Origin of the sequence: Spirosoma profusum (genome assembly GCF_014699005.1) — a bacterium.
Classification (GTDB): Bacteria; Bacteroidota; Bacteroidia; order Cytophagales; family Spirosomataceae; genus Spirosoma; species Spirosoma profusum.
In genome coordinates, this window is the sequence record NZ_JACWZY010000040.1 from 1 (window position 1) to 22,555 (window position 22,555).

Genomic DNA, 22,555 nt, shown 5'->3' on the forward strand with positions numbered 1-22,555 from the left:
TTCTTCAATGCGGGTAGTTCAGCCTCCATCCTGAACTATGTCTCCATCGACCGCATGGGTGATACCTGGTCATTTGGTAAGGCCGTTGAGATAAATACGGATGGAGTTCGTATTGAGAAGTCTACAATAAGTAATAGCGAGGCAATAGGGATTCGTACTAATGCCAGTTCCTTGACGATTACTACGTCGAATGTTTTCGGGAATTTAACAGGTATTTATAATAGTACCGGAAAGCCCACGCTTCAAAATAATAAAATTTACAGCAACACCGACTATGGAATAAATAACGGGGGTAGTGAAACCATTGATGCTCGAAACACATATTGGGGGTCGCCAACGGGGCCTTTGCATTCAACGCTCAACCCGAATGGCAAAGGGAACAAAGTATCCGATAGAGTGCTGTTTACGCCGTGGGTTGATCAGGTAATCCAGGTAGACCAAACGATCAACTTCGCCGAAATTCCGAATAAGTACGTGGGCGATACGCTGGTTCTCACTGCAACCGCCACTTCCGCGCTGCCGGTAAGCTTTTCGATGACTACGCAACCCGTTTCTAACGTAGCAGTACTCACCGGAAACAAGATTACCTTCCCTGGTGCGGTTGGACAAGTAACGGTTACGGCTTACCAGGCTGGAAATGAATACTTCAAACCGGTGCAGTTGCAGCGAACGTTTACCGTTTCGAATCGGGACCAGAGCATTACTTTTAAAGCTATCCCTACCAAGACAGTCGGGGATGCACCATTTAGCCTGACAGCCACGTCCACGTCGGGTCTGCCGGTTAGCTTCATCGTGCTATCGGGGCCGGCTACGTTGAACGGCAATACCCTTACCCTGACGGGGGCCGGAACAGTTGTTGTAGAAGCCCGACAACCCGGCAACGGGGTATATAACCCAGCGTCTTCCCTTCAGCGCAGCTTTGTGGTTGTTCTACCTGTTCTTTCCATCACCAATCTTCCAACTAGCAGTTCGGAAGGGCAAACAGTAACCTTCAGAGTAGCAACCAATCCTGCTCCAACCAGTCCATTGACTGTTTTCCTACAATCCAGTAACCCCACACGTTTCCCCGTTCCGGCATCCGTCACGATTGCTGCGGGTGCTCTCTCCACGAATGTGTCGGTTACGCTGGCACAGGACAGCATTCCTGAGATTGACCTGGCCGTTACGATTACGGCAGGTGCTTCAAACTATAATCAGGCTACGGGCACCATCCTAGTAAAAGATGACGATTTGCCTAATCTGGAGCTGGTAATTCTAGCGTCGAACATCTCCGAATCGGCGGGCGCAAACGCTACGCAAGCTATACTTCGACGAACGTCCAGTAGTTCAATCGCATTTACGGCCAATCTATCGGCTAACCTGCCCAATACGCTCGTGTTACCGAGCACCATTTCGTTGGCGGAAGGTGAAAACGAGAAAACATTTACCATTGGCGTAGTAGATAATTCGTTACTGGATGGCCAACGGTTAGTGAGGGTTACCACTTCTTTATTTGTGTCGTCGTGCGGTTGTAATGCTCCTACTACGTCGTCGGGTTCGGTTTCTGGAACAGTCATCGTAAACGATGATGATGGGCCATCTCTTTCGCTAACTGTAATCCCACAAACGTTACGTGAGGGATTGGCAAATGCAGGATCGCTACGTATCACTCGCAATGGAGCTACGACTAGCGCGCTGTCCGTAACGCTTACTTCGTCCGATCTAACGGAGGCTACGCTACCCGCAACTGCTGTCATACCAGTCGGGCAAGCATCTATTGATGTCGCCATCACCACGCTCAATGATGGAATAACCGATGGGAATCAGAACGTCTATTTCACAGCGAGAACCGTTGGACTTGCTTCGGGATCGACGTTTGCGGTCGTTACGGATTTGAATAAGCCAGACCTACAAATCCCGCTGGTTCAGCTCAGTAGTACTAAAGTGCAGGCCGGTGCTACTGTTAGCTATCAGGTTTCGGTTAAAAATAGCGGTTATACTACCGCACCGAGCGGAATATTAGTCCGAGGGTATCTGTCAACAGACAACGTCATTGATGCATCGGATATCCAGCTTTCGGAAGACACCCTCAGCGAAGCCATTCCAGCCGGTCAGACAAAAATACTCGCTAAGTCGGCGAAGGCTCCGATCAAACAGGGAGTGTTTAAATTGCTTTACTGGGCGAACCCGAACGAAACGCTGACGGAACTCCTGTTTACCAACAACGTATCGGCACCGGTTAGCGTCACGATTGACCCGGCTTATACGGTCACGGCTGCGGTGGCTTCCCTGTATTTTCTGAAAAGTACTACTGTTCCCATTACCGGTTCGGCGACAAAAACTGATGGGTCAACGGCGGCTAATGTACCGGTTGAAATATACGTCATAACGAACGGCATCAGACGAACGCTTTCCGACACGACGGATGCCTCCGGGAATTTTTCGGTACCGTTTATACCGCTGCCGAGCGAAGCGGGTCACTACGTTGTCGGTGCCAGTTTCCCCGGCTTAAATCAAACAACCGCACAGGATGGGTTCGATATTCTCGGGGTTCGAGTCAATGGGGGAAATAACGTACTATTTACTGCTACTCAAAACGAAATCCTAAGCGGGTACGTAACGGTGGAAAACCTGAGCAGCAAGAGCCTCAGTAACTTTACCCTGGCGCCTGTTACGTTGCCCGGCGGGGCTACCGTCCAATTCGCGGTGTTGCCAAACGTAGCCGGTAATACGTCAGTTAATCTTGGGTACACGGTTAGCGGTACTGCGCTGACCAGTGGAAATAATTACGAGGAAGCCATTCTCCAGGCAAAATCAGACGAGGGGATTATCCAGAAAGTAACTACCTACTACTACTGCCAGGCTGCCCGTGCGTATATTGTTGCTGACGTAGCGCACATTCAGGCCAGTGTATCTCAGAGTTCGGGCGAGCGCCGGATCGACGTTAAGTTGATTAATAAAGGCAAAGCCGCGACGGGCGCTATTACCATCAATCTGCCTAACGTGAACTGGCTAACCAGCGTTACGTCCAAAACATTGACATCATTAGCGCCCGGCGATACGGCTGTCGTGGTGCTGAAATTTAGTGCCCTGAGTGAAGTTCCGGTTAACAATCCCATCAATGGAACAATTGGGGTCAATGTAGTGAATGGAAACTCATTCTCCATTCCCTTTACTTTTAAGAAAGTTTCTGAAGCGACAGGAACCGCGCGGATTGTGGCGACCAATCAGTTCACGTATAACACAAATAATGGCAATGGGCCGAATGTAAAAGACGCGCTTGTTAAAATTACGAACTACTTCACCGGTGAACTGTACGCGCAGGGGTATACCACAGCAGAAGGGGTATTTCTAGGAGCAAATATTCCAGAAGGAAAACACCGCATTAAGGTCGAAAAAGACAAGCACCTACCCTACGAAGATGTCCTGGAGATTAACCCAGGAGCCACAACAGAGTCCACCGTATTTCTAAATTATCAGGCCATAACCTTTAGCTGGAATGTGGTGCCCACAACTGTAGAGGATCAATATGAGACGGTTCTTGAGGCCACATTTGAGACCAATGTGCCGATACCGGTCGTGACGATCGAAATGCCCAATGAAATGCCTGAACTTTCGACCGGGCAATCGTATCAATTTATGGTCACACTCACCAACCACGGACTCATCACGGCCGAAGAAGTGACCTTAAATCTACCGACGACGGATAGTGAATACGAATTCATAACCAATTATCTCCCAGGAGACCTTTTGGCGAAACAGAGCATTCAAATTCCGGTCGTGATGCGTAGGCGAAGCGGATTGCCGGGTGGCCGCGCTGCAGCCGCTAGTGGATCCTGTACAGATTTCACGGGTGTAGTATATAAGTATAAATGTAAAAACCTTGAATTACAACAACAGACTGGGATTCTATTTACATATAAAGGCCGCGCTTGTTCTGGAGGGCCATGCTACAATTGCTATCCAATTGGCGGTGCAGCCGGAGAAGGAGGAATGATTTATCCGGCTCCGGTTAAGACAGGTAAGACCCGTTGTTTAAACTGTATCTCAGATATAGGGGAGGCAATAATAGGTTGTATTCCAGGTGCTGATATAGCCGCAATTCTCTTATGTTACAGTAATGCATATCTAGATGGGGATGATGGTATGGATCAAGGAGTTGGATTAATGGTATGTGCAGCTGAAGGGGGAGCACAAATAGGTTATGGTAAGATTCTGGAGAAGCTACCTGAAAAAATTGCTAAAAAGCTACCTGGAGCACAACAAGTCTTTTGTGTATATGGTATAGCGAAAGCTATATATAAATGCAGTAAAGAAATAAGCAGTGGCGGAAGAGTGGCGGCAGGTGCACTACCCAATGCAGTTCTTAATGAAATTTCAGGTAATCTGCAGGTCGTGATAAATGGATACTCTGCACTGAGGAATTGGATGGGTGAGCTTTTTGGGGATTTGATAGAGAGAGAGTGTGGGCCAATTTTATATACTCTAGTCAATCACTACTTAGACAATCATGTGCCTATTCCTGCCAATGTTCAAAGTAACATTATCGAGCTAATGGCCGGATATGATATATCACCATCCGAACTCTCGGCCTTCTTTTCCCGCTGGAATACCTCCTTGGAAGCCAAGGCTAATAATGTCCTTGCCCCTAATGCTACTTATCCCAATATTATTAACTGGAATCAGGTTAAAAATTACGTGGATACCTTAATTCAGGCCCACAATTATTCGGTTAATAGAGGGTTTAATACCATTGATGGGATGCATAAGGAGTCAATAAAGTCTCTCAATGAAATCATTGATGGTGAACAAAAGGGCGTTTGTGCATCGGTGACTGTTCAGTTCAACCAGCAACTGACCATGACCCGGGAAGCCTTTGAGGGAACTCTGGAAATCTTCAACGGCCACCCGACGGATGCCATGAAGACTATTTCTGTCAACATCCAGATCACTGACGAAAATGGAACGTCCAGCAACGGCCTTTTTGAAATTCAGCCCCAAAATCCGGCAAATCCCGCAGACATCAATGCACAGCAAAAAGGTTCGACCAAATTCCTGTTTATTCCGCGTGTAGATGCGGCACCACAGACGTCAAAGGTGTATAAATTCGGTGGTTCTGTAACCTACTGGGACCCTTACGTGGAAGCTATGGTCACGATGCCGTTAACCCCAGTCCCCATAACGGTTAACCCCAGTCCAAACCTGATGCTCCACTATTTCATAGAGCGGAATATTTTAGGAGACGATGCGCTTACGTCTCAGGAGGTAGAACCTTCGGTACCGGCTGAGTTAGCGGTCATGGTCGAAAACAAAGGGTACGGCCCCGCCCGCGATATGATCATCTCGTCGGCCCAGCCCAAGATTGTTGAAAATGATAAAGGGTTGTTAATCGATTTCAAATTGATTAGTTCTAATATACAGGGGCAACCGGTACAATTGGGGTTGACGAATATCAATTTCGGTACGATCGAGCCGTTAAGAACTAAAATTGGGCAGTGGTACTTTACAAGTTCGCTGCTTGGGAAATTTGTCAGTTACGACGCCAAGGTTGTCCACAAGAGTAGTTTTGGCAATAAAGACCTAAGCCTTGTACAGGGTGTTCAACTCCACGAGCTGACCAAAAGTATCCGGCTGTATGGCGAACTGGAAGATGGGATAACCGACTTCCTGGTCAATGATATTTTCGATGTCAATGACGTACCCGATATCATTTATTTCTCGCAGGGGAACCGAACCGCCAAAGTTAGTGCGGCTACCAGTGGCAGTTTTAGTGCCCCCGTATCAGGCCCGACGTTCACCAATACGTTAACGGTAACCCCATCCGAAGCCGGATTCAATTACGTCAAGCTACCTGATCCTGGCAACAGGCTTTACGAACTGGTCAGTGTGACCCGTAGCGATGGTCAGATCATTCCGTTGAATAATGCCTGGCTGACGTTTGTTACGTTGCCTGTACTCCGGTCGCCGGTTTATGAAAACAAATTCCATTTCGTAGACAACTTTGCCTCAACGGCATCGGCCACCTACACCGTTGTGTGGAAGCCAAAGGATATGAATGTACCCAAAGTGGATAGCATCAGTGGCGCTCCGACTCAGGTATCGTCGACGCAGGTAAAAAATCTCAAGATTTACTTCAACAAACGAATCGATCCGGCCACCTTTACTTACGAAGATATGACACTCTCATTACAGGGTGGCCAAAATATCATGAGTTCGTCGGTTGTTATTACGCAGCTCGATTCGGCTTCCTTCAACATAGATCTTACGGCGATTACGACCGGAAGCGGCCAGTATGTATTTACGGCACAGGCAGCGAATGTTAAAGATGTGCAGGGCATTTCCGGAACGTCGGGCAAGCAGGTCAGTTGGTCACAATTTATCAGTCCGATAAGCTTTACTGGATTAAATGGCACCTACTGTAGCAATGCTACCTCGCAAACACTCGTTGGTGCTCCTGCCGGGGGAACCTTTAGCGGTCCTGGTATTTCAGGGAATATTTTTAATCCTGTCGTAGCAGGGGTAGGTTCCCATACGATTACGTATAGTAAAGATGGTCAGTCGTTCTTCCAAACAACAGTAGTAAATACCGTACCTAATGCAATCATCAGCCCCGCTTCTACAACGCTGACCTGCGCCAAACCCACGGCCAGTCTGACCGCCGTTTCGTCAACGACTGGACTAAGCTATCATTGGCAGGGACCCAATAGTTTCACGGCTACGGGCGCCACCGCCACGATCAATACGACAGGCATATACTCCATGACAGCCGTGGCAGCTGGCGGTTGTGGTACTGTAGCTTCTACCACCGTCACATCGAATACAGCGGGTCCCACAGCTACCCTGACCGTTAGTGGTACGTTGACGTGCGCTCAAACCAGCGTGACGCTTACCGCTGGAGGGGGTAGTAACTACCAGTTTGCCGGATCAGGCGTAGTCACTATGTCGGGCAATCAGGCGGTGGTGAACAGGGGAGGCACCTATTCCGTGACGGTGACAGGGGCTAATGGCTGCACGGCTAGCCAAACCACCACCGTCTTCGCCAGTACAGCAGCTACTGCGGTTAGTTTGACCGCCAGTGGACAATTAAGCTGCTCCACCACCAGTGTTAGGCTGACGGCTACTGCCGGTTTCAATACTTACCTCTTTAGCCAAGGAGCGACCCAATCCACAGGACCATCCAGTAGTAGCGCTCTGGTCAATGCTATCGGCACCTATTCGGTAACGGCCATTAATGCGGCAGGCTGTTCCTCAACGGCTACCGTGAATGTCACCTACCAGAACTGTCCGCCTACCATAGCGAATGCTATCAACCCTCAATCGGCAACTATAGGCCAGGCATTTTCGCTGAACATTCCGGCCAATACGTTTACCGATGCCGAAACGCCCAACAGTTTGACCCTATTCGTCAGTGGGGTGCCTGCGGGGCTAAGTTTCACAGCTCCAGCTACAATCTCGGGTACGCCCTCCACCACGGTAGGCTCGCCTTTCTCAGTGACGGTGAGTGCTACTGACCCAGGAGGATTGACCGCCCGCACCAGTTTTAACCTAACCGTGAACCCGGCTGCCACCACGCCTAGTGGCTTCACGATTACGGGTGTCAATCTGATTAGTTGTTCGGCTGTCGCTTCCACTCAACGTAGGGTCGTATTCAATCCGGTGTATAGTGGTTTGACGGGTCAGCCTATCAGTTTCTCAGTGGTCAATGAACAATTAGTTACCACTAATCCCGGCCCATATACGCTGAATTTGTACACGGATAATCCAGTGATACAACTGCGAGCGATTCAGCAAGGCAGCCCTCAAATAGCTAGCTATAGTTACAACTGGTTAGGGGCTTGCACCAACAGCAACTGTACCCAGATGGTGACTGTTAAGGCTGGTCCTTGGAACGATCCGACAGTCTGGTCCTGCGGTCGAATACCAGTCAATACGGATGTAGTAACCATCAGTCATGCGGTGAGCTTACCGGCCAGTTACCAGGGGCAAGCCTTACGGGTAATCTACAATACTACAGGGAGATTATTGTTCAATACCGATAGTCGATTAAGACTGAATGGCAATTGATAAAAGGCTGGGCTAATAAACAGCTTTCTACCTTTTGTTGTACAGTCTAGCGGTTATAAAATACCACAAACAAACCATCCCCTATTAAAGTTAACCCGCTATTAGTCATTTATTAGCGGGTTAACTTTATTTATTGTGGCTCTGCAGGGATTGTAATGATTTTTCACCCGTTGCAGCGAAACCAGCCTATCGCAGGCTCCGATACAGTATTTCTTGTTTTAAAAACATATGGACGTTTTTCTGAACGGTTGCAGGGTAGGAGGGAAGTGGCTGAAAACAGGCTTTCTTGCGTCCAATAAATCCGTTCATTTTAGTCGTTCTGAGTTTTGAACCTCTACACCGTTTATTTGGACGATTTTGGCGACGAGCATGGACTACGGAATCCCTATTAATCAATCCCTGCCTTTCAGTAAAGCCATAAGTTTAGCTCCAGTCTCGGCTAAAGAAGAGTCATTATTGAGCACATACAGGCGGGGATGCCCAACGGGTGGAAGTTGCTGGTTATGGGCGATGCGAGCCTCAATTTCCTGGACCGTTTCCCGACCTCGTTCCACTAAACGTTGGCGTATAATATCCGAATTTACTTCTAGTAAGATGACCCGCATATCCGGATACCGCTGACTGGCTTGGGGTAAGTACTCTCGTGATCCGTTGATCACGACATGCGCGCCTGCCTGCATCCATGCGTCAATTTCAACCCCAATTCCGTACGCATACTGGTGACTTTGCCAACTTAGGGCGAACAAACCCAGTTGCTGTCGTTGGTCAAACTCAGCTGCGTCAAAGCAATATGATTTTCTCCTGCTGCCTGGCTGGACCGAGTAATATAACGATGACTAAATAAAACGTTTTCTGATCCCCTCAAGTGCTCACGAGCATACACCTGCAACGCATCTTTGCCCGAACCAGATGGACCAATTAGATAAAACAATGTGGCTGGACTCATAGAATGGTCGTGTGCAGGTGAGTTATTTATTCTGTTCAATGGCCTGCAAAATCGCTAACTCGACGCGCCAACTGTACCTCGTCAAGCAAAAGTGGACAAAAGGGGAAGAGACAATTCAGTTATTACTTAAAGATGAGTTTTCCATCAATTAAATCTAATTTCTGCTGACTCAATACATCTTCATAAAAATAGAGAGATTCGCCAAATGCATCCCTGGTAGGTAATTTTCCTCTTATAAATTCCCATAAATCCGATTTCAAATTTTCTTCATTATCAGAATCTCTTTGGCTTAACTCTCTTAAGTTGAAAATGGAAACACTTGGTGGATACGTACTTTGGGCCTCAAGGAATGAATTACATTGAATTTTTGTAAATCTTATTCTTCCGTGTACTGGCAGGTCGTGGCCGTGTTCTATCGCGCTATAAACTCCATAAAGATACGGTGTGTTTAGCCGATCATATAGGCTTATTATTATACTTAAACGGTGAAATCGCTTGTTCTCCTTAAAATCAAACCGTAGACTGGCAGTATCATCTTGTATTATTTGAAAAAGACCAAAGTAAAAGACTTGCTTATGAGTGTACATAAATGACCTTCCATTCGGTCCAATATACATTATTCCATTGACAATTTCTTTGTGCTTAGCATCTAAATAATGATATTCGTAATAGCCAGCTATTCGCTTATTAGACTCTTCATTTATTTCAAATGTGTACTGACTTGGATCAAGATCATCAATAGTTTGAACAAGGGTCTCCTTTATAGTATTAAAACTGTGGTTGTATAATACATGTTGGATAAATGGATGGATTCTTGTGTCTTCATAAAATAACTTAAGCTTATTATTTTTTTCGCTCTCGTCGTGTTTACGTCGCTCCTCAAAGATTTCAATTACTTCCTTCTCAACAGCCTCTTCGCTTTCCATTGCTTGGAGAATAACTAGACCAGTACTTATATTTTCTGTGCCAAGTATAGTAGTTAAAAAACCTGTCCGAAATGCATGTTTGTCTTTTCTATCCAAAAAATAATTTGCGCGGATTGAAAAATATGTCTCAAATACATCATCTAATTCTGTCGACCTCGTAATAGCAGTTAAATTATTTTTCAAATGTCTAAATTCGCCTTCCTGAGAATTATAAAATAGTGCTAATGTTCCATTCATTTTAAAATTACTAACATACCGCTTGTGATCATATATTTTATACAGACATGTGCCTTTACTAGGTTGTTTTGAAAATGAAAAGGTAATGCTAATTATTTTAATATACATCTCTGTAACATTCCAAATGTAACCTATAAATACTGTTGGTTCTTTTGTAATTACTTTACGAGACTGATCATCTTCTACTTCTGATTCAGAAACATCAATATTTAGTAGCTTAATAAAATTTTGCAAATCATAATGATCCGAATAGTCATTTTTACACTCCTTTAAAATGTCATCTTTTTCAGACTGACTTAACTTACTTCTACCAACAGCATACCGTATATATAATGTAAATATATTATTCGCATGCATAATAGTGTAAGGGTATTCAGCTACTTTTTCAACAGAGAGTTTTCTTAAACGCGATAGTTCGCCTACATTTTTAATCCCTGCTCCTTCAGCCTGAAAGGCCACTTTGACATTTCGACAGTATTCTTCGCCTACTGCCATTAAAATTTTTCCTATCCGAAGTAAATAGCTTATGTCTGCCCCTGAACGCTTACTACGTGTCATTATCTGCTATAAAAAATGTACGCTAAAATAGTATAGTATTGACTAATTGTTAAAAAATTTATAAAAAAATTATAATTTTTTTATAAACAAATTAAATTTTGTGAAAAATATTTATAATAAATATATATTTTGTCAAAACAAATAAATCAGAATTTTATTCTGACTCACTTATACTTTTCCTTATGTTTGCTTCGGTATTTAGCAAAAAAAGTACTACTGATCCGATTACAGAGCCGGAGAACAGTAGTACTCGCAAAGCCGACATCCACATTGGGAGCCGTATTACAAAGTTAACGTAAAGTCCGGGTTTATCGTTGACAATGCTATTTGGCAACCTCCAATGTGGATGTAAGGATGTAGCTCATCTACCCTTATGTGTAAGTGTAAAACCACTGGAGTTTGCCTGAACAAGGTGAAGGCTTCTCCACGGTCAGACGATGGCCTATGCCGTCTGGTCGAGATCACAAATTGCAATTCTAGGGGTGCGAAAAAGGAGACCCGCAAGCATGAGGGTAGACTTATGGACAATACCTCCCAGGTGTCCAACGAAGCAAGTGAACACGACAAGGTCGCTCACATTACGGATAAAACATCTGCACATCTCAGGTCTAATCATTTAAAAGAAGCTTAAAACCCGATGAAGACTACAACAAAAAAAAATAGGGTAAGCCCAGAAGGAACACAACGGCTACCTGATAATCACTCTCAAACGCGTAGTATTGAGGTGGCAACTGAGGTTAGAAAATGGAAACTCCAGGTTTCAGACAATGGTTTAACCGCTGCATTTAAAGAACTAGAGAAACCTAACACGGTCGTCTCCCTTTTTTGGATCGCACGAAATTTGCTGCTACTAGTGATTTGTGCAGGCCTGTTTTATTGGAACCCATTGACCTCCTTACTGACCGCACCTTTTACTGCAAGAGCGATTCGGGCTCTTGGAAATCAAGTTCACGATGCTTCCCATCGAAACATATTTGATTTACGATCAGGGATTAGAAACTGGAATAATGTGATAGGAGAGTGGTTATTAGGTCCTGTTATGCTATATGATTTCAACAGTTATATAAAAGGACATATGAAACACCACGGAGGTTTGGCGACGCTTGGATTAGATCCTGATATATTATGCTATCCAGTCCATATTAACGACGATGACAGTATACTCATAGCCTTCTGGAAGGTTTATAAGCCATTGCTCTTAGATAAACAAATTTGGATGAAAAGCTTATTTGGTGATTTGGGTGGTATGTCTAAGGCCGCTCTTTTACGAACAACAATATTTTGGGCAGGCCTTGGTGGCACTATAGCCTTTTTATTTGGCCCAACAGCGATTGTATCTGTCGTCCTATATTACTTCTTAAATAGAGCTTCATTTTATCACGCAGTAAAATGCTTTGCAGAATTGTCGGACCATCCGCACAGAGATGAGCCCAATTTAAAGGCTCCTATTACTATGGCTGCTTATACAAGAACGCTTCCAACAACGTGGGTATCTTGGTTCTTATATCCTGAGAACGATGGTTGGCATTTACTTCATCATGTCAATCCAGGTGTACCAATGCCAAATCTAGGGAGAGTGCACAATCTGATGCTCCAAATTTCCGAGTATCAAGCAGCCGCGTCTAAATACGACTCGTTTTTTACCGGCCCAAAATCCCTTATAAAAGACTTGATCGGCCGCTATCCTAGTACGTTATAATCATCCTATTTACTTCAAACATGCTTCTCCTGACCGATTAGCCAAGGTTAATCGGTCAGGTTTGGCTACCATTCGATATGACTTTCGAAATTGACAACTCAATACGTGTGCGGTTTCCCAGCCTGCACATCGGTGTGTTACTTGCCGAAGGCATTGATAATACAGCGACGAATAACACATACCTAGAAGCAGAACTTAGGTATCAAGAGCAACAGGTAAGGGCAATTTACCCTGATTTAGAAGCTTTGGATAACCATCGTTCAATACTAGAATGGCGGCAGGTTTACCGAACTCAAGGGGTAAACCCTAAAAAATTTATGCCTACTGTCGAATCTTTAGTTCGACGTATCCAAAAAGGGTATTCATTCCCATTTATTAACACGGTGGTTAATACTTACCTTCTCGGTGAGCTAACTACTTTATGTCCGGTTGGCGGGTATGATTTGGATAAAGTCGAAGGGGCTATTACACTAAGACTATCGGAAGGTAATGAACCATTCGTTACGATTGACGGAAAAGAGGATAAAACGTTAAAGGACGAAATTGTTTATAGCGATCAGCAAACGATATTGACCCGCTTTTGGAATTATAGGGACTGCTATAAGACTCAAATCACGCCGGAATCAAAGCGAATAGCACTATTTGTGGAGTGTCCAACAGACCAACTTCAACCTGGAGATTTAGCTCGAACTCTGGATACAATATCATCCAGAATCTCCCAGTACTGCGGAGGTAAGATCAACTCTATTATTTATTAGTTACCTGATTTCAACGCAGCTATTTATGAAACTCTGGCAAAAAGAAGATGTTACCGCCGAATTTACGAGAGTCGCTGATAAAATCGAGCGATTCACCGTTGGGCGCGACCAGGAAATGGATCACCACCTCGCCCCGTTCGATGTGCTGGGTAGCCTAGCCCATGCACAAATGCTTCAGACTATTGGTCTACTCAGCGAGGAAGATCTCAGACAATTGCAGGTAGAATTAAAAAAAATCTACCTGCAAACCCAGAATGGGCAGTTTATCATTGAAAAGGGCGTAGAGGATGTACACTCTCAAGTCGAATTATTACTGACTCAGAAGTTGGGCGATATAGGGAAGAAGATTCATTCTGGTCGGTCACGGAATGATCAGGTGCTAGTCGACTTGAAACTCTTCACCCGTGACAGGCTCTGGCGGGTGTCGAAAGCGGTGAAAAATGTTTTTGATCAGCTCATTAACCGTTCAGAACAACATAAAGATGACCTGCTGCCGGGCTACACGCACTTGCAAGTAGCTATGCCTTCATCATTTGGGCTTTGGTTCGGTGCATATGCCGAAGCGTTGGCAGACGATACGCTCATTCTGCAAACGGCTTACCGGCTGGCGAACCGCAATCCGTTAGGGTCGGGGGCAGGGTATGGTTCGTCATTTCCGCTTAATCGAACGCTAACGACAGAACTTCTGGGCTTTGAAGGGATGCACATCAACGTAGTTTATGCGCAGATGAGTCGAGGAAAAACAGAACAGACAGCACTCACTGCACTAGCTGCTGTAGCTGCTACGTTGTCAAGAATGGCTATGGATATCTGTCTATACAATAGCCAAAATTTTGGTTTTTTGATTTTACCAGATGCGCTGACGACGGGTTCCAGCATTATGCCCCACAAGAAAAATCCAGATGTAGTTGAACTGCTTAGAGCAAAAATGAATCGCTTGAAAGTGCTGCCGATGGAAGTAATGCTGGTCATGAGTAACCTACCATCGGGCTACCATCGTGATATGCAGATCCTAAAGGAAATTTTGATACCTGCCTTCGATGAAATGCAGGCTTGCCTCGATATGACTGCCTTCATACTCGAACATCTTCAGGTACTACCGAACTCGCTCGACAAGCCAATGTATAACTTAATTTACAGCGTTGAACGTGCTAATGAGATGGTTATACAGGGTATTCCTTTCCGGGATGCCTATGGTTTAGTAAAAAAAGAAATTGTCAATGGGTTCTATAAAGCGCCTGCACCATTAAAACATACCCATGAAGGAAGCATAGGTAACCTTATGAATCAGCAAATCGAACGTTATATGAACGAGATATTGCTTGGTTTTCAGTCCGATCGGGTTGAGCAATCCATTAATAAGTTAATAACGTAACCGGGTACCCTTCATACCATAGACTGACTAATCCGTCCAGCGTTAAACTACTAATGCTGGGCGGATTAAGTTTTTCTCAGTAATAGCTAATTGTGAGGTTGGCCTAAATAGGAAACAGTGGCTAAATCAATCCAATTATACGTGCGGTTTCATACAAGACAATTTACGCTATTTGTCTTGTATGAAATTTTTTGGACATTTTCTGAACCGTGGCTGGCTAGAAGGGAAGTAGCCGAAAACAGGCTTTTTTGCGTTCAATAAACCTGTTCCGTTAATAATTCGGCTCTTTTACCTTTCAAGAATTAAAAGGAACATAGTGCCCGAATTAGTCCTCATTAGATCTGTCTGCGCCAGCAATGAATTTGCTTATTTATTTAAAGAGCGAATAGGCGTTTCTATCATGCACCAAAAGTACACCCAATTATTGGCAAATAATGGATTATTTGCCAATAATTGGGTGTACTTTTGGTGCATGATAGAAACGCCGTTCATTAGCCACTTTTCCTACGGGAGAGCGATCAGTAAACAGGAACTGATCCAGTTCTTAATGGGGAAATATCCACAAGCTAAACCTTCGACGCTAAATTGGCATATTCACGATCTCGTTCAAAAGGGTATTTTATATCGGCAAGGGAGAGGAAGCTATAGACTCAATAAAGACTCTGTTAGTCAATCGCTTACACCCAATCGACGTCAGTTTCGACCAAGTATTCCAGATCAATTAAAGAAGTGGGACCGGAAATTGAGAAAATCATTTCCGTATCTTACTCTTTGTATTTGGTCTACGCAATCAATACAAGCTTTTTCCTCTTACCAATCATTTACAACGTATTGGTTTATTGAAGTGGAAAGAACTGCTCTTGACACTGTCTTAGAAATCGTACTACTAGCTAAATTATCATTGCCCATAGTCAAAGCGACTGACTTAAACCTAACTGAGCGCTATAGAACAGATACACAAACCGTTGTGATTATTAAGCAACTCATCAGCGAAGCCCCCTTACAGCAGGTTGATGGTATTTTTACTGTTACATTAGAAAAAATGCTTGTTGATTTACTGGCTGATGAGAACGTATTTGAGCAATACCAAGAGGAACTACCCAATATTGTACAAGAAGCAACCCGTGAATATGCCATAAACCTAGATAAACTTCGGCGCTATGCCCGACGTCGTAATAAATTGACCTCTATTAATAAATTATTTGCTCAAGTAGACCTTTAATCTACAACCAGCAAAACGTAACAACATGATCCTCCCCCAGACCTTTACGCGCGACTGGCTTCAGCAAGTCGCTCACCAATTCAAGAAAACGTCTGATCTTAAATTACTAGAAAAAGTAGTGAGGGCACTAAGCTTATTGGAACAGCTTCGATTAATAGATTTGCAATTTGTTTTCAAAGGAGGCACCTCACTGATTTTACATTTTGAACAGCCACGTCGATTCTCAATCGATATAGACATTGTAATGGCAGACAAACCGGATGATCTTCACGTTCAGTTTGATAAGATTGTTTCGTCAGGAGCTTTTAATCGCTGGTCAAATGATTCTGATCGTAAGAGTCATCATCAAATACCAGTTGAACATTACAAGTTTTACTATTCGAGTGCAATTGATCTTGGTGGAGTTGCCTCAAAAGACTCTGGGCCTAGATTTGGGGATGAGCCAATTCTGCTGGATATTTTATATACGGAGCCTGAATATCCAAGTGTGATAGAAAAACCATTGAATCACCCTTGGTTGCAGGTTCAAGAGCCGATTCTAACGGTGCAGCTACCCGATATAAATTCTCTGTTAGGGGACAAACTTACCGCTTTTGCCCCAAATACGACTGGGATTCTATATAGTAAAAAGAGGCCTTTAGAGGTAATTAAGCAGTTATTTGATGTAGCCTTGCTTTTTGACCAAGCTAACGACTTGTCTATAACACAACAGACATTTGAACGATTAGCCATACAAGAAATAGCCTATCGTATGCAGGATGTAGTGCCAAACGATGTATTAAATGACGTCATTGAGACCGCCTTTATATTGGCTATTCGTAACCCTAAGGATGAACGATTTTCATTCTTACAGGAGGGTGTCAAGCGGTTAAATAACTTTATTGTGACTGACTTTCGTATTGAAGATGCAATCCTCGCCGGTGCAAAAGCCGCTTATCTAAGCCAATTACTAAAAACTAATCAAACAGTCATTGAGCGGTATAGTCATCCAAGTCAGATTGCCAATTGGCAGCTCACGAATCCAACCAATAACCGGCTAAACAAACTAAAGAAGACGCAACCAGAAGCATTTTATTATTGGTTTTTAGCTATTCAGGCCGAATAAACTAAAGTCCATTTACACTATTTACATTACTAGGAGCCAAACTACGCCAAGCACTGGCAATGGTTTGAGTTACTCGATTTATCTCTTCAAAAGAAGTATAACGACTAAGTCCAAAACGAATGGTACAAAAACATTCTTCATAATCCATACCAATGTTGATGAGCACATTAGAGGGTTCCATACTTCCTGATTCGCAGGCAGATCCAGTACTTAATACAATATCAGGAAGACAGGCCATAAGCATATCGGCTTCGATCTCAAAAAAAGTAATATTAGTATTATTGGGAAGTCGATTGCTGACATTACCATTTACGCGTAAGGGCCCTATGTTTTTGAGAAGATTCGTTTCTAACTGATCACGCAATGTGCTCATCCATTGTGAATGGTCAGGCAAATCATCTTGGCTTAATTCACAGGCTTTACCAAAGCCAACCAGTAAAGGTACTGGTAACGTGCCGGCACGAAGGCCCTGCTCTTGGCTCCCCCCTCTAATCAGTGGACTAAGCGGCAGTTGATCTGTCCCCCCTCTAATGTATAAAGCTCCTACACCTTTAGGCCCATGTAACTTGTGCCCACTTACAGACAGTAGATCGACATCCCATTCTACGACGCTAAGAGGGATTTTGCCAACTGCTTGAGCGGCATCGCAATGCAATAGCGCGCCAACCTGATGTGCCATTCGGGCAATCGTCGTTATAGGCTGAATTGTGCCAATTTCAGAATTGGCTGCTTGGATCGAGACTAATAGAGTATCCTCATTAATTAGCCTTTCAGCAATGTCAAGTCTAACTGTACCAAGTTTATCTACTGGCAGTAAAATTACTTCCCAATCCAAGTCAGCTAAATATTGAAAGGGAGCAAGAACTGATTTATGTTCAATGGATGTCGTAATGATTCTCTTTCGTTTGCCGCCGATCTGCTGATGCTTTATGGCAGAACCAAGGATAGCTAAGTTATTACTCTCTGTTGCACCTGAAGTAAAGATAATTTCTTCAGCCTGTGCCCCAATGAGATTAGCTACCCTAGAACGAGCTAGATTGACAGCTTCATTTGCCTCAAAGCCAAACTGATGGGCACTGCTAGCATTACCATAGATTTGAGTAAAAAAAGGCAGCATGTCCGCTACAACTAGGGGATCACAAGCCGTAGTCGCATGATTATCTAAATAGATTGTTTGAGACATACCTTATATTTGCCTACATTGAGACAACTCTTGACTAAATTAAACACACCGACCAAAACACAACTATTCAGGGCAAATTAGTAAAGTTCTGTATATGTGGCCTCTATTTTTATGATTCAGTTTCGTTACTCCGGCCATGAAACATTTGCCTGCCGGTATGCCTGGCTTCCTAAGGCTTATAGCGCCATTAAAGATGACCCATTTCTATTTTCCAACGAGAACGAAGCTATGGTTCGATTGGGAGTAGGTAAAAATATGGTCCGAGCCATTAAATTTTGGGTTCAACTAACAAAGGTGGCAGTCTCTGAAGGGCAAGGTTTAACCGTTACCCCTTTTGGTAAATTGATTTTTGAAGAAAAGGGACTTGATCCCTACATGGAGGATATCCAAACTCTTTGGTTACTTCACTGGAAGATGACAGCTCACCCGACAGACCCTATGTTTGCCTGGTACTTTATGCTAAACCAATGGCCAGCTCCTGATTTTACTCGCTCTGAAGTAGTTGAAGCCTTCATTGCTGAAACTAAAAAACAAGAACGACTCTTATCGACGGTTACCTTAGAACAGCATTTGGATATTTTTCTTCATACATATCGGCCACCCAGAATTAGAAGAGCCTCGATTGCCGAAGATAGCCTGGATTGCCCCCTTACGGAACTGCGTTTAATCCAGCATTCAGGGGAACGAGCATTAGTAGCTGGTGGTCGGCGTGAGGAGGTTTACACATTCCGACGGGATAGTAAACCTGAAATTTCAAATGCTTTGTTGGCATATTGTCTATATGACTACTGGCAGCTACATCGTCCCCACGAAGCATCGTTAACGTTTCGTGAAGTATCTGTGCTACCGAATAGCATTGGGCAAGTTTTTAAATTAAGCGAGATCGATTTGCGGGACCGATTGGAGAGCATGAACCGAGACCCACAGAAACCTTTCGAATTTCAAGCCTCTGCTGCCTTGCCTCGAATTATTAAACACCGTGAACTTAATAATGAACAGGTTGACTCTGAGTTATTGCAGAATATATATAATCAACCAGCCAATTAATCGCGTTAACCATGGTTGATGAAGCTCCATCCTTTTTTAGGATTCAACGGCGTTTTCTACGCTCCACACAATTAGAACGGGATTGGCGTGATCCTGAAGCCTTACAAGACTATGTATTGACAAATCAAGCACGCCAAAGTATTGGTCAGATTGCCGCAGGATTATCCCAAAATTCTGGCCTTCGGGCTTGGCGAATTACGGGCGATTACGGGTCGGGCAAATCCTCATTCGGATTGTTGCTGGCTCATCTGCTTCACTCAGGCGTTGACAAACTACCAAATTCCTTCAAAAAATCATTTGGAAAGGAATCTGCTCTACTTACATTCAAGAAGGCACCTAACTTATTTCCAATATTAATTACCGGTTCTCGGGAAGCCTTAGGCTTGGCTATCGTACGAGGGCTTTATGCCTCATCTACTGACTTAATAGTTCCCATTTCTGAAACTATTGTTCAAGAGTGGAGCCAGGTTTTAAAGGAAAAAGTGGTTACCGATGAACAAGTGCTTGAGTGGCTCAAGATTACCCATAAACATGTTGTTAGCACAGGGCAATCCCAAGGTACGTTCCTCCTATTAGATGAAGTTGGCAAGTTCTTGGAATTTGCTGCGATGTATCCAGATAGACAGGATATTTATTTACTCCAATCCTTATCGGAATTCGCCGTTCGTAGTGGGAAGCATCCATTCTATATCACGGCATTACTGCATCAAGGTATCTCTGCATACGCAGAAACCCTGCCAGTTGTTCAGCAGAAAGAATGGGAAAAAGTTGCTGGTCGTTATGAAGAAATTCTTTGGCATCAACCCGCTGAGCAATTAGCTGAGTTAATTGCGAATGCCTTGGACGTGCGACTCTCTGAAATTGACGTCAAGCTACGTGAGCAGGCACGAACCGATATGGATGCGATGATACATCTGCATTGGTATGGAGCTGCGGCTGCGGAGACACTTCTGTCTATGTTGGCCGACCGACTCTACCCATTACATCCGACGGTTATTCCTCCATTAATCAGGTTATTTTCTAGTTTTGGGCAAAACGAGCGGTCTTTGTTTGCCTTCCTATTGGGCAATGAACCCTTTGGTCTCCAAGATTTTGTAAGTCGTACTGGTGGTAATACCTTTTTCAGATTATACGATCTTTACGATTATGTACGAAATGTTTTTGGTGCCCGGATGCAAATGCAGGGCCATCGAAACCACTGGAAAGCTATTGAGACCATCGTCAGTAACTTTGGGGACAGTAAAAATGAGTATAGCCAACTCGTTAAGACAATCGGCTTATTAAATGTCTTAAATGCCGATAATTTAATCCCTACCGATGAATTGCTGCAAATAGCAATTCCCGATAAGGAGGATACAGTTCGAAAAGTATCGGAATTAAGTGAAAGTCATCACTTATACAAAAGAGGCCGAGCCGGGGGATATAGTCTTTGGCCCCATACCAGTATTAATCTGGAGGATGCCTATCAACAGGCCAAGAAAGCTGTGGAACCTGTTAGACATATAGCAGCAGCTATAACTGATTGGCTTGATTATAAACCTATTATTGCTAGACGGCACTACATACAAACAGGTACATTGCGCTATTTTGAGCTTGTTTATTGCGATGTATCAAGTATTAGAGACTACGCTAATACTAATTTTGAAGCAGACGGCCGCATTATCATACCCTTATGTGAAACCCCTCAGGATTGTAAAAAAGCTATAGCTCTGGCTGAGGATCAATTTATGCAAGAAATTCCCAAGGTGCTACTGGCTGTACCAGCACCTCTGGAAGGCTTAGGACCACTAGTTACGGAACGTCAGCGATGGAATTGGATTGAGCGCAATATTGCTGGTCTAGAGCATGACATTTTCGCACAGGAGGAGGTGAGTCGGCAAATTGCGGCAGCTGAGCTTAATCTCCAAAATCAAATTCGTTTAACAATTGGAATCACCACCACCTCCGAGATAGACGGAACGAAGTGGTTCTGGAAGGGACTTTTAAAACCTGATACCGGTTCTAGATCCATTATGACACTTTTAACTGAGGTGTTTGATGAGGTTTATTCTAAAGCACCGCGAATCAATAATGAACTCATTAATCGAAGAGTTGTCTCCTCGGCTGCATCAAAAGCACGTTTACGATTAATTGACTTGCTATTTAGGAGCCCCGATAAGCCTTTCATTGGTTTAGAGCCGGATAAAACTCCTCCGGAAATGTCTATGTACCTGTCAGTTATTCAGCAGCCAGGTTTACATAGACTAATTAATGAAAAATGGACTGTTGCCTTACCGGATGAGACAGAAGATTTGAACCTCCTACTACCCACATTTACCCACATTCGATATATCCTAAATGATCGGGCTGATCAACGAGTATCGATACAGTATTTGAATAGTGAGTTGCAAAAAGAACCGTACGGTGTTCGAGATGGGCTTTTTTATTTGCTTTTAGCGATTTATGCGGTTATCAATGAACAAGAGTTAGCTTTTTATGAGGACGGTACGTTTATTCCTCGGGTTACTGGAAATGTCTTTCAGCGAATTACCAAAGCACCTGAGACATTCGATATTCAATATTATCCTCTTACTCAGGTTCGAACCAGTTTATTTCGAGAATTATTTACAAAACTAAATCTGGGTAAAACAGGAAGCCAGCGAATTGATCTACTGGATGTCGTCAAACCATTAGCCAGTTTTGCGGCTGCTCTGCCAAAGTATACTATTAATACCAAACGTCTCTCGCCACAGTCAATTGCTGTACGGGACGCATTGATAGCCGCTCGTGATCCAAGTAGTTTATTATTCTCTGAACTACCTAAGGCTTGTGGCCTTCGTAAAATTGATAAGCGGGAGAGCCGCCAGGAAGATGTTTCTTTGCCCCTTGTAAATGCTTTACAGCTTTCTATAGATGAAATAAGGGGAGCTTATCCGAAGTTACTTCAACACATTCTACTTCGCCTATTAACGGAATTTCAGCTAGAAGGAACCGTAAATGCACTTCGAGTAGCTTTAGCCGATCGGGGAGAAGCATTAAGTTTATACGTGAAAGAAGCCCGTCTAAAAAGCTTTTGTCTTCGAATAGCTGATCGTAGCTTACCGGAGGAGAAATGGGCGGAGTCAATGGGAAGCTTAATTTGTTCTGTTCCACCAGCCAGCTGGCGCGACCCAGATGTTCACCGATTTGAGCAAGAAATTCATAATCTAGTTGCCCAATTTATTAGAGTAGAGGCCGTCGCTTTTCTGTCAAGTAAGGCAACTCAATCTGGAGAAGCTGTTCGCGTTGCTTTAACTCAAGCTACAGGCGAAGAACGAGAGCGTGTCTTGCATTTAACGGACGAAGAACAGGAGCAAGCCGATACTTTAAAACAACAAATCATGAACCTCATTGGCACAAATAACCAAGTGGGAATGGTAGCTGCATCTCGTGCACTTTGGGATTTATTTAAAGCGGATTAAAGCCAATCGTTGATAT

11 protein-coding genes are annotated in these 22,555 nt (G+C 43.9%); 8 read left to right on the forward strand and 3 right to left on the reverse strand.

Annotated elements, in window-relative coordinates; genetic code table 11:
- The first annotated feature begins 54 nt into the window (after positions 1–54).
- On the forward strand, positions 55–8,043 hold the full coding sequence (locus tag IC229_RS30130) for a putative Ig domain-containing protein (RefSeq protein WP_223834279.1): 7,989 nt from the start codon (positions 55–57) through the stop codon (positions 8,041–8,043).
- A gap of 392 nt (positions 8,044–8,435) precedes the next feature.
- Here the strand turns inward: IC229_RS30130 and IC229_RS35485 are convergent, their stop codons facing one another.
- On the reverse strand, positions 8,436–8,789 hold the full coding sequence (locus IC229_RS35485; RefSeq protein ID WP_223834280.1) for a hypothetical protein: 354 nt from the start codon (positions 8,787–8,789) through the stop codon (positions 8,436–8,438).
- A 322-nt stretch (positions 8,790–9,111) separates the two neighbouring features.
- Complete coding sequence (locus IC229_RS30140) at positions 9,112–10,710, reverse strand: hypothetical protein (RefSeq protein WP_190891893.1); 1,599 nt, start codon at positions 10,708–10,710, stop codon at positions 9,112–9,114.
- 637 nt (positions 10,711–11,347) lie between these two features.
- On the opposite strand from IC229_RS30140, the gene IC229_RS30145 reads away from it, so the two are divergent.
- The 5 genes from IC229_RS30145 (at position 11,348) to IC229_RS30165 (ending at position 16,869) form a co-directional block, all read left to right on the forward strand.
- The gene (locus tag IC229_RS30145; RefSeq protein WP_190891894.1) at positions 11,348–12,409 is read left to right on the forward strand and encodes a fatty acid desaturase family protein; all 1,062 of its coding nucleotides are present in this window, start codon (positions 11,348–11,350) and stop codon (positions 12,407–12,409) included.
- 77 nt (positions 12,410–12,486) lie between these two features.
- Positions 12,487–13,167 (forward strand): B3/B4 domain-containing protein, encoded by a 681-nt coding sequence (locus IC229_RS30150; protein ID WP_190891896.1) that lies wholly within the window; start codon positions 12,487–12,489, stop codon positions 13,165–13,167.
- Positions 13,168–13,192: 25 nt separating this feature from the next.
- Positions 13,193–14,542: an argininosuccinate lyase gene (gene argH, locus IC229_RS30155; RefSeq protein WP_190891898.1), complete on the forward strand. Its 1,350-nt coding sequence runs from the start codon at positions 13,193–13,195 to the stop codon at positions 14,540–14,542.
- A gap of 316 nt (positions 14,543–14,858) precedes the next feature.
- Positions 14,859–15,764 (forward strand): DUF6577 family protein, encoded by a 906-nt coding sequence (locus tag IC229_RS30160; protein ID WP_190891900.1) that lies wholly within the window; start codon positions 14,859–14,861, stop codon positions 15,762–15,764.
- Between the two features lie 25 nt (positions 15,765–15,789).
- Positions 15,790–16,869 (forward strand): nucleotidyl transferase AbiEii/AbiGii toxin family protein, encoded by a 1,080-nt coding sequence (locus IC229_RS30165; protein ID WP_190891901.1) that lies wholly within the window; start codon positions 15,790–15,792, stop codon positions 16,867–16,869.
- Between the two features lies 1 nt (position 16,870).
- On the opposite strand, the gene IC229_RS30170 is transcribed toward IC229_RS30165, so the two are convergent.
- The gene (locus IC229_RS30170) at positions 16,871–18,052 is read right to left on the reverse strand and encodes a cysteine desulfurase family protein (RefSeq protein WP_190891903.1); all 1,182 of its coding nucleotides are present in this window, start codon (positions 18,050–18,052) and stop codon (positions 16,871–16,873) included.
- Positions 18,053–18,163: 111 nt separating this feature from the next.
- On the opposite strand from IC229_RS30170, the gene IC229_RS30175 reads away from it, so the two are divergent.
- Positions 18,164–19,099: a DUF4007 family protein gene (locus IC229_RS30175; protein WP_190891905.1), complete on the forward strand. Its 936-nt coding sequence runs from the start codon at positions 18,164–18,166 to the stop codon at positions 19,097–19,099.
- A gap of 11 nt (positions 19,100–19,110) precedes the next feature.
- Entirely contained in the window at positions 19,111–22,539 is a 3,429-nt protein-coding gene (locus IC229_RS30180) for a hypothetical protein (protein WP_190891907.1), read from the forward strand.
- Positions 22,540–22,555 lie beyond the last annotated feature (16 nt).

What these genes read in the sequence shown, in the direction of transcription:
- IC229_RS30130 (WP_223834279.1), top strand. Translation starts at nt 55, where the DNA reads ATGGGTGATACCTGGTCATTTGGTAAGGCCGTTGAGATAAATACGGAT.
- IC229_RS30140 (WP_190891893.1), bottom strand. Translation starts at nt 10,710, where the DNA reads ATGACACGTAGTAAGCGTTCAGGGGCAGACATAAGCTATTTACTTCGG.
- IC229_RS30145 (WP_190891894.1), top strand. Translation starts at nt 11,348, where the DNA reads ATGAAGACTACAACAAAAAAAAATAGGGTAAGCCCAGAAGGAACACAA.
- IC229_RS30150 (WP_190891896.1), top strand. Translation starts at nt 12,487, where the DNA reads ATGACTTTCGAAATTGACAACTCAATACGTGTGCGGTTTCCCAGCCTG.
- argH (WP_190891898.1), top strand. Translation starts at nt 13,193, where the DNA reads ATGAAACTCTGGCAAAAAGAAGATGTTACCGCCGAATTTACGAGAGTC.
- IC229_RS30165 (WP_190891901.1), top strand. Translation starts at nt 15,790, where the DNA reads ATGATCCTCCCCCAGACCTTTACGCGCGACTGGCTTCAGCAAGTCGCT.
- IC229_RS30170 (WP_190891903.1), bottom strand. Translation starts at nt 18,052, where the DNA reads ATGTCTCAAACAATCTATTTAGATAATCATGCGACTACGGCTTGTGAT.
- IC229_RS30175 (WP_190891905.1), top strand. Translation starts at nt 18,164, where the DNA reads ATGATTCAGTTTCGTTACTCCGGCCATGAAACATTTGCCTGCCGGTAT.
- IC229_RS30180 (WP_190891907.1), top strand. Translation starts at nt 19,111, where the DNA reads ATGGTTGATGAAGCTCCATCCTTTTTTAGGATTCAACGGCGTTTTCTA.